Here is a 16,211-nt window from a genome sequence, read left to right as displayed (position 1 = left end):
AATTAGTGATCTGGGGACAGTATATGGAACTCGATTTTCGAGAAGATCCGGCCGCTGCTTACCAAGTATCAATCATTGGCCGGCGTTTGCCGGCGATGGGCTCCAGCCCGCCGGGCGGGGTGGCGCGCAGGCCGCGCAGAATCCAGTCGCGGGAGTCCGCCGGGTCGATGACCGCGTCGATCTCCAGGGCGGCGGCCATGCTCAGCGCCTCGCCGCGCTCGTAGAGCTTGTCCACCAGTTTCTTGAACAGGGCCTCCCGGGCTTCCGGGGTTTCCTGGGCATCCAGCTCCTTCTTGTAGGCCAGGTTCACCGCCCCTTCCAGGCCCATGCCACCAAACTCACCGCTGGGCCAGGAGGCGCAGAACATGGGCGCGTGGAAGGAGCCGCCGGTCATGCCCTGGGCGCCCAGCCCGTAGCCCTTGCGGGTGACCAGGGAAAGCAGCGGCACGGTGAGGCTGGCGGCGGTGACGAACAGGCGGCAGGTGCGGCGCACCATGGCGGTCTCTTCCTCGGACGGACCGACCATGAAGCCCGGGGTGTCGCACAGGCTGACCAGGGGAATGCCGAAGGCATCGCAAAGCTGCATGAAGCGGGACGCCTTGTCGGCGCCGGCGGCGTCGATGGCACCGCCCAGCACCTTGGGATCGTTGGCGATCAGCCCCAGGGGCCGGCCCTCGATGCGCACCAGGGCGGTGATCATGCCGGGCGCGAAATCCCGGCGCAGTTCCACGGTGGAATCGGTATCCACCAGCACGCGGATAAGATCGCGCATGTCGTAGGCGTGCAGCCGGTTCTCCGGCACCGAGCGGCGCAGCCAGCGCTGGTCTTCACAGGTCCAGTCGGTGACCGTGCCCTGGAAGTAACCCATCAGTTTTTTCGCCAGGGCAGCGCCTTCCGGTTCGTCTTTCACCACGCAGTCGATCACGCCATTGGCGCGCTGTACGGATACCGGCCCCACTTCCTCCGGTTTGAACACGCCCAGGCCACCGCCTTCGATCATCGCCGGGCCGGCCATGCCGATGCAGGCGTTCTCGGTGGCGATCAGGATGTCGCTGGTGCCCGCCAGCACCGCGTTGCCGGCGAAGCAGCGGCCGGACACTACGGCGATGCGCGGCACCAGCCCGCTGAGCCGGGCGTATTGCAGAAAGCTGGGGCCGTCCAGGCCGGCCACCTTAGTGGCGTTGTCGGTGTCGCCGGGGCGGCCACCGCCACCCTCGGCGAAGAAGATCACCGGTAGCTTCTGCTGCTCCGCCACCTGCAGAATGCGGTCGGTCTTCTTGTGGTTCATGGTGCCCTGGGTGCCGGCCAGCACGGTGTAGTCGTAGGCCAGCACCGCGCAGCGGCTTTTCGTCTCATCGAACAGGTCACCGTTGACCGCGCCGATGCCGGTGATCATGCCGTCCGCCGGGGTATTGGTGATCAGGTCGTCCACCTCGCGGCGGGCGCGCTGGGCGGCGAAAGTGAAGGCGCCGTATTCGATAAAGCTGCCCTCATCGACCACCGCCGCCACGTTTTCCCGGGCGGTGCGCTGGCCGGTCTTGCGCCGTTTCGCCACCGCGTCCGGGCGGTTCTCGTCGCGCAACAGGGCTTCCCGGGCCTGTAGCTTGGCCAGGTCCGGGCGAATGTGGTCCAGGTCGATCTCTTCTTCTTCGGCATCGGCGCCCACCGCCACCTCGCCGGGCTCGATAAACAGCAGCGGATCATTGGCGGCCACCGCGTCACCCACCGCGAAGGTGATCCGGCGCACGGTACCGCTGGTGGTCGCTTCCACCCGGTGCTGCATCTTCATGGCTTCCACGAAGGCCACCGGCTGGCCTTCGCGGACGCTGTCGCCCTCGGCCACCAGCCATTCCACCACCACCCCCTGCATCGGCGTGGCCACGGCTTCGGTGCCCGGCGGCGCCTGGACCGAAGGCCCCTGGGTTTCCTGTTCGCCACCGGCCTCGCCAAAGTGCAAGGACGGATGCTCACCGCCGTTCACCAGCTCCGCCATGTGGTCGTCCACGAAGCGGGTGTACACCCTGTTGTCCACCACCTCATCCCGTTGCAGCAGGTTCTGCAGGAAGCCGATGTTGGTGTCCACCCCCTCGATACGGAACTGGCACATAGCCCGGTAGGCACGGCGCACGGCGGTGGCGTAGTCGCCGCGCCCGTGCACGATCAGCTTGGCCAGCAGGGAGTCGTAATGGGGGCTGGTGCGATAACCCCGATAGCCGAAGGTATCCACGCGGACGCCGGGGCCGGAAGGCGGCTCGAAGGTGGCCAGGGTGCCGCCGGCGGGGCGTGCTTCGCCGCTGGCGTCCATGGTTTCCATATTGATGCGCAGTTGCAGGGCGAAGCCGGAGGGCGCCGGCACGGCATCGCGGCTCAGACCCAAGTCCGCCAGCGAAGCGCCGCCGGCGATCTTCAGTTGGGTCTGCACCAGATCCACGCCGGTGACTTCCTCGGTGACGGTGTGCTCCACCTGCAGGCGCGGGTTGGCCTCGATAAAGGCGAACCGGCTTTCGTCCGCGTCCACCAGGAATTCAAAGGTGCCCAGGCCCCGGTAGCCGACCCGGGCCGCCAGCCGCAGGGCCGCTTCCAGCAGCTTTTCCCGGGTGGTCTCGGACAGGGTCGGCGCCGGTGCGATCTCCACCAGCTTCTGGTTACGGCGCTGCAGGCTGCATTCGCGCTCCCACAGGTGCACCGGCGTGTCACCGCCATCACCCACCACCTGCACTTCGATGTGCCGCGCGCGTTCGATAAACCGTTCCACGTAGAGAGCACCGTTGCCGAACGCGGCTTGTGCCTCGGCTTCACAGCGCTTGAACGCCTCGGCCAGGTCATCGCCGGGCCCGACGATGCGCATGCCCCGACCGCCGCCACCGGCGATGGCCTTGACGATCACCGTGGCGTCTTCGCCGAGACCCTCACGGAACACTTGCGCCTGCTCCAAAATGGTGTCAGCCCCGGTGCCGGGCACCACCGGCACCTGGCATTCCTCCGCCAGCACCCGGGCCCGGGCCTTGTCACCAAGCAGGGCCAGCACCTCCGGAGTGGGCCCCACGAAGGTAAGCCCGGCCTGCTGGCAGCGCTCGGCGAACTCACGGCTTTCACTGAGGAAACCGTAGCCCGGGTGCACCACGTCACAGCCGGTCTCCAGCGCCACTTTCACCAACTGCTCGCCGTCCAGGTAGGCGGCGGCGCCCCGTCCCGCCAGGGCCACCGCCTGATCGGCCACGCGGGTGTGCAGGGCGCGTTCATCGTCGGCGGGGTGGACCGCCACGGTGGCGATGTTCAGGTCGGCGGCGGCGCGGGCAATGCGCACGGCGATTTCGCCACGGTTGGCGATCAGCAGTTTAGGGGGCATGGCGGTGGTCCCTTTCTTATTGATGGCCGGCAAGATAGCGAGATACTGACTTGCACGTCAATTAGTATTGACTCGGGTTTTATTTACTTGCAGATTAGTCAGCATTGACTTTCAAACTGCCCTGTACAGGAGGCCGGCGTGGCCCGACCGGAAAAGAAATCGCAGCTTGGTCAGCCGCCCATGAAGGACCAGATCAAGACCGCCGCCCGGGCGCTGTTCATCCAGCGCGGGCTCAGCGATGTGAGCTACGGCGACATCGCCGAAGTGGTCAACACCACCCGCGCCAACCTGCATTACCACTTTGGCAACAAGGCGGCGCTGATCGAGGCGGTGTTCGAGGAAACCTTCGATGACCTGGAGCAGCAGTTCCAGCACACCTGGGCGCAGCCAGGGCTGACCCTGGCGGAACGCATCGGCCTGGTGGCCGCGGATTGCGAACACCGCTTTTACGAGTTCAATGACAATGAGAAGGGGCGAAACCCCTGGAGCCTGTCGGCGCGGGCGCGCTTCGAGCGGCACCTGATCCCGGAGCGAATCCAGGAAGGCATTTCGGAGATGTCACGGCACTTCGAGGACTACGTGTCCCATTCTGTGAAGCTGGCCATTGGCAGCGGTGAGCTGCGCCCGGATACGCCGGTACGCCAGGTGGTGATGCTGATCACGCCGCTCTGGTATTTCGGCTCCCTGCTCACCCAGCACAGCGGCCTGAACAAACTGCTCGACCATTACCAGGCGGTGATCGACACCGTCACCGCCGCTTACGGCAACCCATAACAATAATTTCCTTCGGTCCCTGAAGAGGCCGACCGTGGATGTGCTCGAACGGAGATAAATCATGGTGCACGAGCAAGACCGGCCAGATCGGTACCGGGAGAGTGCCGCCGGGCAGCCCCTGCTATCGGTGAACAATCTGAACATCGCCTTCGCCCACGGCGACGGCGAGACCGCCATTACCCGCGATGTGTCGTTTACCGTGGGCCACGGCGAACGGGTCGGGGTGGTGGGCGAAAGCGGCTGCGGCAAGACCGTTACCGGGCTCGCCCTGCTGGGCCTGCTACCGAAACGCGCCGCCCGGGTGCGCGGCGAAATCCTGTTCCAGGGCCGCGACCTGTTGAAGATGCCGGCCCGCGAGTTGCGCCGCCTGCGCGGTCGTGACATCAGCATGATCTTCCAGGAGCCGATGAGCGCCCTGGATCCGGTATTCACCGTCGGCGAACAGCTCACCGAAACCTTGCGCGCCCACGAAAAGGTAAGCCGCCGCGAAGCCCGCGAGCGGGCCGTAGCCGCGCTGGAGGATGTGGGTATTCCGTCGCCGCAACTGCGGCTGGACGATTACCCCTATCAGTTCTCCGGCGGCATGCGGCAACGGGTGATGATCGCCATGGCACTGATCTGTCGCCCCAAGCTGGTAATCGCCGACGAACCCACCACCGCCCTGGACGTCACCGTGCAGGCGCAGATCATCGACCTGCTACGGGAACTGAGCGACACCACCGGCGCCGCGCTGCTGTTCATTACCCACGACCTGGGCGTGGTGGCGGAAACCTGTTCGCGGCTGCTTACCATGTACGCCGGCGAGGTGGTGGAAAGCGCGCCGGTCGACGCCGTGCTGCGCCGCCCGGCGCATCCCTATTCCTCCGGGCTGTTGCGCTCCCTGCCGGGGCTGTGCGAGCGGGGCGGCCGGCTGCCGTCCATTCCCGGGCGCGTGCCGGCGCCGGGGCAGATGCCCGCGGGCTGTCGCTTCCAGGCCCGTTGCCCCCATGCTGCCGACGGCTGTGAGCAGAGCCAATCGCTGCGTGAGCTGGACACCGAACGCCTGGCGCGCTGCTGGCGCGGCGCCGAACTCACCCTGCCCGGAGCGGTGACGCCATGAACGCACGACTGACGCCCCAGGCCGCCACCGGGGCCGGCGTGCGCGCCGACCGGGTGCGCGTGCACTTCCCCACCCGCGCCGGCACGGTCAGGGCCGTGGAGGATGTGAGCTTCGACATCCGCGCCGGCGAAACCTTCGGTCTGATCGGCGAATCCGGCTCCGGCAAGACCACCCTGGGCCGGGCTCTCGCGGGCCTGCAGCCACTCAGCGGCGGGCGCCTGTTCTACGACGACCGGGAGCCGGCGGCGCTGAACCGGGCCGAGCGCCGGCGGCAGCGGCGCGATCACCAGATCATCTTCCAGGACCCCCATGCCGCCCTGAACCCACGCATGACCATTGCCCAATCGGTGATGGAGCCGCTGGATATTCTGGGCGATGGGGACCGCGCCGGGCGCCGCCGGGTGGCCGGCGAGGCCCTGGAACGGGTGGGCCTGGCGCCGGAGATCGGCCGCCGCTACCCCCATGAGCTGTCCGGCGGTCAGAAGCAGCGGGTCAATATTGCCCGCACCCTGACCCTGCGGCCGCGCTTCATCGTTTGCGACGAGGTCGTAGCGGCCCTGGACGTCTCCATTCGCGGCGACGTTCTCAATCTGTTCGCCGACCTGCAGGACGAGTTCGGCATCACCTATGCCTTTATCACCCACGACATCTCGGTGGTGTCCCATGTCAGCGACCGGGTGGGCGTGCTCTACCTGGGCCGGATGATGGAGCAGGGGCGCACGGAGGCAGTCTGCGAACAGCCCCTGCACCCCTATACCCAGGCGCTGCTGTCGGCGGAGCCGTTGCCGCTGCCCAGCGACCAGCGCGACCACCGCCGCCGCATCCGTTTGCAGGGCGAAATCCCCAGCCCGCTGAATCCGCCGTCGGGCTGCCCGTTCCGCACCCGCTGCCCGCGCGCCGAAACGCGCTGTGCCGAGCAGGTGCCGGCATGGCGTGAGGTGGCACCGGACCACCACGTGGCCTGCCATTTCGCCGGCCCCGCCTGACCGCCTGAGTGACCGGTTTTTTCCGAACAAAACAACAAAACTCGAGGAGAGCCCTATGAACATGAAGTCAGAGCCCAAGCAACCCCGGCACACGGGCGACGATACCCTTGATGTGGGTGGCCACGCAGTCTCCCGTCGTGCCTTTCTCGGTTACCTGTCCGGTGCCCTGGTGGTGGGCGCCCTGGGCGCGCCGGCAAAACTGTGGGCGCGGGGTGGCGCCGTGCTGCGGGTGGGCGCCAACTCCAATCCGTCCAGCCTGGACCCGGCCACCGGCGGCTCCGGCTCGGATCATGTGTTTCTGTTCCCGATCTACGACACCCTGGTGACCTGGGACTTCGACAGCCTCAAGGCGCAGCCGGGTCTGGCGGAACGCTGGGAGTTCACCGATTCGAAAACCCTGGTGCTGCATCTGCGCCAGGGCGTCACCTTCCATGACGGCGCGTCGTTCAACGCCGAGGCGGTGAAGACCAACCTGGATCGCAGCCGCACCGCCGAGTTTTCCAATATCCGCTCGGATCTGGGATCGGTGGATCAGGTCACCGTGAACGGCGAGCACACCGTTACCCTGCATCTGAAAAACCCGGACACCGCGCTGCCGCTGATCCTCTCCGACCGGGCCGGCATGATGGTGTCGCCCAAGGCCCTGCAGGCCAACGGCAACCGGGTGGATCGCACCCCGGTGGGCACCGGCTTCATGAAATTCGAGAAGTGGAACGACGGCAGCGAAATCAGCGTGACCGCGTTCGACAATTACCACGGCACCGATAAGCCGAGTCTGGCCGGCATTACCTTCTCGATCATCACTGACAGCGCCACCCGCCTGCGCGCGGTGATGTCCGGCCAGGCGGATCTGGCCTACCACCTGGACGGCCGCCAGAAACCGCTGGTGGAAAAAATGCCCACCCTGCATGGCGTGATCGGCTCCACGGTGTACTGCTATCAGCTCTATCTGAACATGTCCCGGGACACCCTGGCGGACCGCCGCGTGCGCCAGGCGTTGAACTACGCCGTGGACCGGGATGCCTTTATTCGCGGCGCCATGGCCGGCTCCGGTGAAGCCGCCTATATGAATCTGCCCAAGTCCCACTGGGCCTACGACGCGCAAACCGCCGAGCTGTATCCCCACGATCCGGACAAGGCCCGGGCGTTGCTCAAGGAAGCCGGCTACGCCGATGGTGTGACCCTGGACATGCGCGGCTACAACGACCAGTCCTCGGTGCAGATGCAGGAGCTGCTGCTGGCGCAGTTCGCACGTGCCAACATCAAGGGCCGCTTTCGCACCGGCACCATCGCCGACATGTCGGCGGAATACTTCGCCAAGAAGCAGGGCGATCTGCTGCTGTCGGCCTGGACCGGCCGGCCGGACCCGAGTCTCAGTTATTCGCTGATGTACAACCAGGAGTCCTACTTCAACGCCGGCGACAAGGCGCCGCCGGAAGGCTTCGCCGAGGCGCTGCTGGCGTCGCGCAGCAGCGATGACCTGGCCACCCGCAAGGAGGCCCTGGCCAAGGTGCAGCGGCTGGTCATGGAAGACGCCCTGGTGGTGCCGCTGGCGTTCCGGGAGAGCATCGTCGCCACCAACGACAAGGTGCAAAACCTGCGCAACAACCTGCTCGGCAAGCCCAAATTCAACAGCGTTTCGCTGAAGGGCTGACCCCGTGGCCAACCGCGTCAAACAGCGCATGGTGGCGGCACGCCTGCTGCAGTCCCTGCCGATTCTGGTGCTGGCCACCTTTATCGTGTTCTGCCTGATGCAGCTGATCCCTGGCGACGTGGCCGTGACTCTGGCCGGCGAAAACGCCTCCATGGAGCGCATCGAACAGATCCGTGAAGCCTACGGCCTGAACCAGCCGTTCCTGGTGCAGTACGGCCAGTGGCTGGGCCACGCCGCCCAGGGCGAACTGGGCGTTTCGCTGCTGTCCGGTGAACCGGTGGCGCAAACCGTCGTGCGCACCTTCCCCAACACCTTGCTGATCGCGGTGTACGCGGTGCTGCTGTCGGTGCTGGTGGGCGTGCCGTTGGGCATTGTCGCCGCCACCCGCGCCGGTTCGCCCCTGGACAGCACCATCATGGGCGCCGCCTCCCTGGGCGTGGCGGTGCCCAATTTCTGGTTCGGCATGATCCTGGTGTTGTTCCTGGCCCTGGGGCTGCAGTGGTTTCCGGCCACCGGCTTCGTGTCGCCCACGGAGGACTTCAGCGGCGCGCTCTGGTACGCCACCCTGCCGGCGCTGGCGCTGTGCACCAACGGCATCGCCGAAGTAGCCCGGCAGCTGCGCGGTTCCCTGGTGGAGATTCAGTCCTCCCAGCATGTCCGCACGCTGCACGCCAAGGGCCTGAGTCCAGCGCGCATTCTCTGGAAACACGGCCTCAAGAACGTGAGCGTCAATCTGCTCACCGTGATCGGCCTGCTGTTTAACAAGATTCTCGCCGCCACCGTGGTGGTGGAAGCGGTGTTCGCCATTCCCGGCATCGGCAGTTCCATCGTCAACGCGGTGCTGCAAGGGGACTTCCCGGTGGTGCAGGGCGCCGTGCTCGCCATGGTGGTGACGGTGATTCTGGTGAATCTGTGCACCGACCTGGCCTGCACCGTGCTCGACCCGAGGATTCACGCATGAACGCCATCGTTTCTTCCGCCCGTGCCGGCCACCACCATGAACCGGACCTGGCCCGGCGGGTGCTCGGCTGGCTGCGCGGCGATCCCCGTGCCGCTTTGAGTTTGCTGGTGCTGGTGCTGATTCTCGGCACCGCCCTTCTCGCCCCCTGGGTGGCGCCCTACGACCCGGCCCAGCAGGATCTGGAGCACATGCTGGAAGGGCCGTCGGCGGCCCACTGGCTGGGCACCGACGACCTGGGCCGCGATGTGCTCAGCCGGCTGATTCACGGTGGCGCCAATTCCCTGTACGCGGCCCTGCTGGCGGTGGCGGTGGCGTTGTTGATCGGCATTCCGCTTGGGTTGACCGCCGGCTTCGTGGGCGGCTGGACCGACGTGGCCATCAGCCGCCTGATCGATACCTTTCTGTCGTTCCCGGCGATCATTCTGGCGGTGGCGGTGACCGGCGCCATGGGCATCGGCCTGACCAACGCCATGTTTTCCGTGGGGCTGGTGTTCGCGCCGCAGATCGCGCGGCTGATCCGCGCCCGTACGCTGGTGGTGCGTCAGGAGCTGTATGTGGACGCGGCGCGCTGCTTCGGCGCCTCGCCGTTGCGGCTGCTGGGGCGCCATGTGCTGCCCAATGCGATCCAGCCGGTGATCGTGCAGAGCACCCTGCTGCTGGCGGTGGCGTTGTTGGCCGAGGCCAGTCTCAGCTTTCTGGGGCTGGGGGTGCAGCCGCCGGATGTGAGCTGGGGCGCCATGATCGCGCGGGGTTATCTGTATATGTCGCTGGTGCCGGAGCAGATGTATGCGCCGGGGCTGATCATCATGATCACGGCGGTGGCGTTCAATGCGTTGGGGGAATCCCTGCGTACAGCTTTGGACCCGACGGCGCGCGGACATGGTTGATTTCGCGTTTGGGCTGGGAAGTGGTTCTGGACTCTCCAGCGAGGCGTGCCAAGGATTTTAAGAATCAAGGAGAACAAAGATGTCCACCGTTTCTGCGACCGGTTTTGAGCCGGTGCCGGTACCCGGTTCCGTCTGGGCCGGGGAGAGCGTTTCCTATCTGCGTGGTGAGAAGCCGCTGCACGAATATCTGTTCCAGCACGCCGAGGAGGTGCCGGATCGGGTCGCCTATATTTACTACGGCACCGAGATCACCTGGGGCCAGGTCGGCGACGCGGTGCGGCGGCTGGCGGCGCATCTGCGCGAGAACGGCGTGGGCGCCGGCGACCGGGTGGCGTTGTTCATGCAGAACTGCCCGCAGTACATCTTTGCCCACTACGCGGTGCAGGCCCTGGGGGCCATGGTCACGCCGGTGAACCCGCAGTACAAAGCCGCCGAGGTGGCCTACCAGTTGAGCAACGCGGAGACCAAGGCGCTGGTGGTGGCGCGGGATCTGTATTCGATCGTCGCCGAGGTGCGCGACCAGGTGCCAACGCTGGCCACGGTGGTGAGCACCGCCTACGGCGACTATCTGCCGGAGCAACCCACGCTGACCGTGCCGAAGGAGTTGCTGGGCGAGCCGTCCACGGCGCCGGCGGACACCGACGATCTGCAGGCGATTCTGAGTCACACCGCGCCGTTGCAGCGCTTCGAACCGGTGGATCTCTGGAACGGCGTGGGGCTGATGACCTTCACCTCCGGCACCACCGGCCGGCCCAAGGGCGCCATGCTCAGCTACGGCTCCAGCCTGTTCAAGATGGCAGTGTCGTTCACCGCCAATCGCATGAGCGAGGACACCGTGAGCCTGGGCATCGCGCCGCTGTGTCATATCGCCGGCATGAACTTCGGCGTTTACCAGCCGGTGTATGTCCGCCAGACCCTGGTGATCCTGGCGCGCTTCGATCCGGCCACCACCGTGGATGCCATCGAGCGCTACCGGGTACGCAACTGGTATAGCATCGCGCCCATGCTGCGCGCTATCCTTGACCTGCCCGGCGTGGCGCAACGGGATCTGACCTCGCTGACCAACAACCCCTGCACCAGTTTCGGCATTCCGCTCACCGAGAAACTGGCCGATGAATGGAAGGCGCTGACCGGCTGCCAGACCCACGAGGCGGCCTACGGCCTGAGCGAAACCCATACCTCCGACACCTTCATGCCCAAGGATCGAATCAAGTGGGGCAGTTGCGGCGTGCCCATGGCGGAAAACGAAATCCGCATCGTCGATACCGAAACCGGCGCCGAATGCGCGCCCGGGCAAAGCGGCGAAATCGTGGTGCGCAATAAAGCGGTGTTCAAGGGCTACTGGAAACGTGACGAGGCCACCGCCCAAACCCTGCGCGACGGCGCCGTGTACACCGGCGATGTGGGCTACCTGGACGCGGAGGGCTACCTGTTCTTCACCGGTCGTATCAAGGAAATGATCAAGTGTTCCGGCTACAGCGTGTTCCCGGAGGACGTGGAGGCGTTGATGCTGGACCACCCAGCCATCGCCCAGTCCGCCGCCATCGGCATACCGGACGATCAGCGCGGCGAGACGGTGAAGCTGTTTGTGGTGCTCAAGCCCGAGTACCAGGGCAAGGTCAGCGAGCGTGAACTGATCGACTGGGCCAAGGCGCACATGGCGGCCTACAAGTACCCGCGTCAGATCGCCCTGATCGATAAGCTGCCGGCCACGCCGGCGGGCAAGGTCTTGCGCCGGTTGTTGAAGGACGATTGAAGCGCTGGGAAGAGCGCCCGTTCGACCGTCCCGGGCAAGTCTGCGATTCAAGCCCCGGCGATAACGCGCGCCCGGCTGTTGCGGTATTCAGGCAATGGCTGATGGGTGAGTGGTAACGAACCGGCGGCCGGGTGAGGGCTGAATTGTATGCACGCGCGCCCATGCCGGCGCTCGAGGGTATGAGAAAACCACAAGACTGGCCCCGGCCGGTTCGGCGGGCCGCTTGCCTGCGCGTCGCCGCTGCGGCCTTTGGCCCTGCGAATACGTTCGGCGTCAGTGCGACTGTTCGAGCAGGGCGTTGCGGCGCAGGTGGTGATAGAGCATGTCCACGAAAGCCTGCAGGCCCGCGCTGTCGCTGGCCTCGACGCGGATTACGCCGATATCCATACCGGGCACCTCGGCATCCAGCGTACGCCGCGACAGATGTTCGCCATCCAGCGTCCAGGGCCGAAAGATCAGATCCGACAGGATGGTAATGCCCACATTGCGCCCGACCATGCTGCGCACGGCCTCGATCGAATGGCTCTGGAATACGATCTCGGGCAGCACCGGGCTGTCGCGCCAGTAGCGTTTCCAGGTGGCCACGTGTTCGTCCATTTCCAGCAGCACGAACGGGTAGGCGGCCACGTCGTGCAGCGTGATCCGTTCCTTTTTCAATAAGGCATGGCCGGGGCTCAGCCAGAGCCGGCGCGGTGAAGAGAACAGCACATCGCAGCGTAGGGCCGGGTCGGGCGCGATGTTATCGGTGACCATCACGCCGAGGTCGAGTTCGCCGTTTTTCACGCGACGCTGCATGCCGGCGATATCGTCTTCGATATAAGTGACCGACAGTCCCGGCAGCATGGTCTGTTGCCAGCGCAGCAGGCGTGGCAGCAGATAGGCCGAGATCGTTTCGGTCACGCCCACCCGCAGGTGCCCGGTTAGGTTTTCCGGTTCGTCGTCGAGGTTCAGCCGTGCCTCTTCGACGGTTTGCAGGATGCGCGTGGCGTACTGCTGCAGACGTCGGCCGCTGTCGGTTGGCGTGAGTCCACGGGCATGGCGAATGAACAGCTGCTTGTCGACATCCTCTTCCAGGCGCTGCAGTGATGCCGACATCGACGGCTGAGAGATATGGCAGCGCTGGGCCGCCTCGGACAGCGAGCCGGTATCGACCACCGCAAGAAAATGCCGCAACTGCTGGAGCTTCATATATAGGTTTTATCTATATCTTGATCTCGAAAATACATATTAGATTGTTTTCAGCGCGCGCCGGTAGGGTTTCTACAGGCTCGAATACAGGGAATACCGTCGGTGAAGCGCCGTTTACCAGGCTATTGCACGCTGTGCCGCTCGCGTTGCGGCACGCTCAACACCGTCGAAAACGATCGACTGGTGGCAGTCACGGCCGACCCCGATCACCCCACCGGCCAGGCGACCTGTGCCAAGGGCCGTGCCGCCCCGGAGCTGGTTCACAGCCGCGAGCGTATTCTCTACCCGCTCAAGCGCAGCCAGCCCAAGGGCGCGGCCGATCCCGGCTGGCAGCGCATCAGCTGGGATGAGGCGCTAACCGAAATCGCCGACAAGCTGGCTGTTTACCGAGATCGCCACGGCGCTGAAAGCGTGGCCTTTTCGGTGACTACGCCCAGCGGTACGCCCATGTCGGACAGTATCGACTGGGTCGAACGCTTCATCCGCCGCTACGGCAGCCCGAACACCATCTATGCCACCGAGCTGTGCAACTGGCACAAGGACGTGGCCCACGAATTCACTTTCGGCTGCGGCATGCCCACAGCCGACTATGGCGCCGCGCGGCTGAATATTCTCTGGGGGCACAACCCGTCCAGCGTGTGGCTGGCGCAGGCCTCGCGGTTGGCCGAACAACAGCACGCGCACGCGCCGCGCGCATTGCTGATGATCGACCCGCGCGCCACGCCCCATGCCCGCGATGCCGATTTGTGGCTGCAGATCCGGCCCGGCACGGACGATGCCCTGGCCCTGGGCCTGGCCCGACTATTGCTCACCGGTGAGCGTATCGATACCGATTTCGTGCGTCGCTGGAGCAATGCGGCCCTGCTCGTCGACGAGGCGAGCGGCCGGTTTCTACGCGCGGATCAGGTCGTCGCGGGCGCAGCCGGTTTCTTGGCCTGGTCACAGGCGGCACAGGCGGCGGTGTGTGTGGACACCCATCTGCCGCCGGACGCCGATGCCGCAGCCGATTGGGCGCTCGCCGGGCGTTGTGACGTGACCCTGGCCGATGGTCGCGCGGTCCAGGCGCGGCCGGCGTTTGCCCACTATCGCGAAGCCTGCGCGGCATGGACGCTGACGCGGACCGCCGATACCACCGGCCTGGCCCCGGGCGATATCGTGCGCGCTGCGCAGATGATCGCCGCGGCCGGTTCGGCCGTGAGCTACCACGGCTGGACCGGCATTGGTCAGCACGCCAATGCCACCCAGACCGAACGCGCCATCGCCACCCTCTATGCCCTGACCGGCAGTTTCGATCGGGCCGGCGGCAATCGGATTTACGGGCCATTGCCGCTTGCCACCATCAACGATATTTCCCTGCTCGAACCCGGCCAACGTGCCAAGGCGCTGGGCCTGGCCGAGCGCCCGCTGGGCCCGCCGGCCTCTGGCTGGGTGACGGCGGGCGATGTGTACGAGGCCGTGCTTGATACAACGCCCTATGCCGTACGGGCCCTGTTCGGCTTCGGCGGCAATTTTCTGGTGTCCCAGCCGGATCCGCAGCGCGGCGCGGCTGCACTCGAAGCGCTGGAATTTCATGTGCATTGCGATCTGTTTCATACGCCGACCAATGCCTTCGCCGACATTCTGCTGCCCATCAACACCCCCTGGGAACGCGAAGGCCTGCGTCCCGGCTTCGAGATCGACGCCCGTGCGGCCGGGCATATCCAGCTGCGCCCGCGCATGGTCGCGGCCCGGGGCGAATCGCGTGCCGACTACGATGTAGCCATGGATCTGGCCTGCCGGCTGGGCATGGCCGATGACTTCTTCGGCGGCGATATCGAGGCCGGCTGGAATCACATGCTCGCGCCGCTGGGCCTCGACGTGGCCACGCTGCGGGCCGAGCCGGCCGGACGGGCCGTGCCGGTCGATAGCCGCGAGCGCAAGTACGCATGCCGGCTGGATGATGGCGCGGTCGCAGGTTTTGCCACGCCCACGCGGCGCGTCGAATTCTATTGCGAACGCCTGCACGTCCATGGCTATGCGCCGGTACCGCGGGCACGCGCACCAAGCGCGCCGAATGCCCGTCTGCCGCTACGCCTGACCACCGCCAAGGATGGCTATTACTGTCATTCCCAGCACCGCAATATCAGTTCGCTACGTCGGCGCTCGCCCGATCCACGGGTCGCGTTATCGGAAGCGGCCGCCTGCGAGCGCGCTATCGTCGATGGGCAATGGGTCGCCCTCGACGGGCCGCTGGGGCCGATACGCCTGCGCGCCCGGGTCGATAGCACGTTGGCCGATGATGTGGTGGTGGCCGACTACGGCTGGTGGCAGGGCTGTGCCGATCTTGGCCTGCCCGGCGCGCCGATCGGCGGCGCCGAGAGTTTCAATCTCAACGCCATTCTGGATGCCGACGCGCGCGATCCGATCAGCGGCGCGATCGCCCTGCGTAGTGCTTGCTGCGACGTACGCGCGCTGGCCAACGACCCGGTATGGGCCGGTTTTCGCGAGTTGCGCGTTACCGCCATCGAGCGCGAAGGCCAGGCCGTAGCCAGCGTCTACCTTCACGCCATCGATGGCATGCCGTTGCCCGCTTTTCGCCCGGGCCAGCATTTGCCGTTGTCGTTCACCCTTGCCGACGGGCGCGAGGCACGGCGTTTCTATTCCTTATCGAACGCCGCGGTGGAAACGCCGGCGCGTTATCGCATTAGCGTTAAACGTCTGGCGCAAACGCCGCAGGCGCCGGCCGGAACGGTATCCAGCCATATCAACGAGGCGTTGCGCGAAGGCGATATCGTGCGTGCGCGTATGCCGGCGGGGCGGTTTACGCTGCCCACCCGTCACGCGGCGCCCATCGTGCTCATTGCTGGCGGGATTGGCATCACGCCGTTTCTGTCGCTGCTGGAAACGCTGGCCGCGACGCGCGGCGAGGGCATGCCGGAAATTCATCTGCTGTATGCCAATCGCAACAGCGCGACCCATGCCTTTGCGCAACGCCTTGAGCAACTCGAGTGCGAACTGGCGCGATTGCAGGTCGTGAATATCTATAGCGAAGCCCTGGCCACCGATATGCGCGGGCGCGACTACGACGCCGATGGCTATATCGACGACCGCTTCATTGACGAAGACTGGATCGCACGCCGGGCGCGCTTCTATCTGTGCGGGCCGGCGCCGATGATGCGCCAGCTGCGCGAACGCCTGGCCGCGCGTGGCGTGTTCGATTTCGAGATTTTCTCCGAAGCGTTCACTTCGCCCGCCCCGATCGAGCGCGCCGGGCTGAGCGCCCAGACCGTCACGCTCACACGCTCGGGCCGGTCGTTTACCTGGCGGCCCGATCAGCCCTCGATTCTCAGCAGCGCGGAAGCCGCGGGCATCGAACTGCCCAGCGGTTGCCGGGCCGGCCAGTGCGAAAGCTGTGCGCTGCCGCTCGTGGCCGGGCGCGTGCAGACGGCGGTGGCGACCGACGCCCTGGGCGACGATCTGTGCCTGACCTGCCAGGCCGTGCCGCTCACGCCCGTGGAGCTGGACGCATGAACGCGGCCTGTGTGCCGGCGCCGCCCGCGAGATCTGTTTTATTTATT

General features: G+C 66.0%; 10 protein-coding genes. 8 read left to right on the top strand and 2 right to left on the bottom strand.

The annotated features are described in order from the left end of the window. Positions 1 to 58: 58 nt before the first annotated feature. The gene (locus T5B8_RS07355) at positions 59 to 3,349 is read right to left on the bottom strand and encodes a carboxyl transferase domain-containing protein (protein WP_353177532.1); all 3,291 of its coding nucleotides are present in this window, start codon (positions 3,347 to 3,349) and stop codon (positions 59 to 61) included. A gap of 138 nt (positions 3,350 to 3,487) precedes the next feature. Here T5B8_RS07355 and T5B8_RS07350 point away from each other — a divergent pair, with 138 nt between their 5' ends. From T5B8_RS07350 to T5B8_RS07320, 7 genes are all read left to right on the top strand, one after another. Then, positions 3,488 to 4,123: a TetR/AcrR family transcriptional regulator gene (locus tag T5B8_RS07350; protein WP_353177530.1), complete on the top strand. Its 636-nt coding sequence runs from the start codon at positions 3,488 to 3,490 to the stop codon at positions 4,121 to 4,123. Positions 4,124 to 4,184: 61 nt separating this feature from the next. Next, on the top strand, positions 4,185 to 5,222 hold the full coding sequence (locus tag T5B8_RS07345; RefSeq protein ID WP_353177528.1) for an ABC transporter ATP-binding protein: 1,038 nt from the start codon (positions 4,185 to 4,187) through the stop codon (positions 5,220 to 5,222). Continuing rightward, positions 5,219 to 6,208 carry an ABC transporter ATP-binding protein gene (locus T5B8_RS07340; protein WP_353177526.1) on the top strand — a complete coding sequence of 330 codons (990 nt, stop codon included), beginning with the start codon at positions 5,219 to 5,221 and terminating at the stop codon, positions 6,206 to 6,208. The genes T5B8_RS07345 and T5B8_RS07340 overlap by 4 nt, the downstream gene beginning before the upstream one ends. Before the next feature lie 55 nt (positions 6,209 to 6,263). After that, complete coding sequence (locus tag T5B8_RS07335) at positions 6,264 to 7,862, top strand: ABC transporter substrate-binding protein (RefSeq protein WP_353177524.1); 1,599 nt, start codon at positions 6,264 to 6,266, stop codon at positions 7,860 to 7,862. Positions 7,863 to 7,866: 4 nt separating this feature from the next. After that, complete coding sequence (locus T5B8_RS07330; protein ID WP_353177522.1) at positions 7,867 to 8,823, top strand: ABC transporter permease; 957 nt, start codon at positions 7,867 to 7,869, stop codon at positions 8,821 to 8,823. Then, entirely contained in the window at positions 8,820 to 9,710 is an 891-nt protein-coding gene (locus T5B8_RS07325; protein ID WP_353177520.1) for an ABC transporter permease, read from the top strand. Before T5B8_RS07330 ends, T5B8_RS07325 begins: the two co-directional genes overlap by 4 nt. A gap of 79 nt (positions 9,711 to 9,789) precedes the next feature. Beyond that, the gene (locus T5B8_RS07320) at positions 9,790 to 11,466 is read left to right on the top strand and encodes an AMP-binding protein (RefSeq protein WP_353177519.1); all 1,677 of its coding nucleotides are present in this window, start codon (positions 9,790 to 9,792) and stop codon (positions 11,464 to 11,466) included. A gap of 273 nt (positions 11,467 to 11,739) precedes the next feature. Here T5B8_RS07320 and T5B8_RS07315 read toward each other — a convergent pair whose 3' ends face one another. After that, positions 11,740 to 12,654 carry a LysR family transcriptional regulator gene (locus tag T5B8_RS07315; protein WP_353177517.1) on the bottom strand — a complete coding sequence of 305 codons (915 nt, stop codon included), beginning with the start codon at positions 12,652 to 12,654 and terminating at the stop codon, positions 11,740 to 11,742. 102 nt (positions 12,655 to 12,756) lie between these two features. Between T5B8_RS07315 and T5B8_RS07310 the strand changes: the two genes are divergently transcribed. Next, the gene (locus T5B8_RS07310; RefSeq protein WP_353177515.1) at positions 12,757 to 16,164 is read left to right on the top strand and encodes a molybdopterin-dependent oxidoreductase; all 3,408 of its coding nucleotides are present in this window, start codon (positions 12,757 to 12,759) and stop codon (positions 16,162 to 16,164) included. The last annotated feature ends 47 nt before the right edge of the window (positions 16,165 to 16,211 follow it).

It is taken from the genome of Salinisphaera sp. T5B8 (assembly GCF_040361255.1).
Classification (GTDB): domain Bacteria; phylum Pseudomonadota; class Gammaproteobacteria; order Nevskiales; family Salinisphaeraceae; genus Salinisphaera.
The sequence above is the reverse complement of the archived record's forward strand: the minus strand, read 5'-3'. Positions and strand labels throughout refer to the sequence as shown.

Bases quoted from the DNA above. Each gene is read 5' to 3' on its own strand.
- T5B8_RS07355 (WP_353177532.1), bottom strand. From the start codon at position 3,349: ATGCCCCCTAAACTGCTGATCGCCAACCGTGGCGAAATCGCCGTGCGC.
- T5B8_RS07345 (WP_353177528.1), top strand. From the start codon at position 4,185: ATGGTGCACGAGCAAGACCGGCCAGATCGGTACCGGGAGAGTGCCGCC.
- T5B8_RS07340 (WP_353177526.1), top strand. From the start codon at position 5,219: ATGAACGCACGACTGACGCCCCAGGCCGCCACCGGGGCCGGCGTGCGC.
- T5B8_RS07335 (WP_353177524.1), top strand. From the start codon at position 6,264: ATGAACATGAAGTCAGAGCCCAAGCAACCCCGGCACACGGGCGACGAT.
- T5B8_RS07325 (WP_353177520.1), top strand. From the start codon at position 8,820: ATGAACGCCATCGTTTCTTCCGCCCGTGCCGGCCACCACCATGAACCG.
- T5B8_RS07320 (WP_353177519.1), top strand. From the start codon at position 9,790: ATGTCCACCGTTTCTGCGACCGGTTTTGAGCCGGTGCCGGTACCCGGT.
- T5B8_RS07315 (WP_353177517.1), bottom strand. From the start codon at position 12,654: ATGAAGCTCCAGCAGTTGCGGCATTTTCTTGCGGTGGTCGATACCGGC.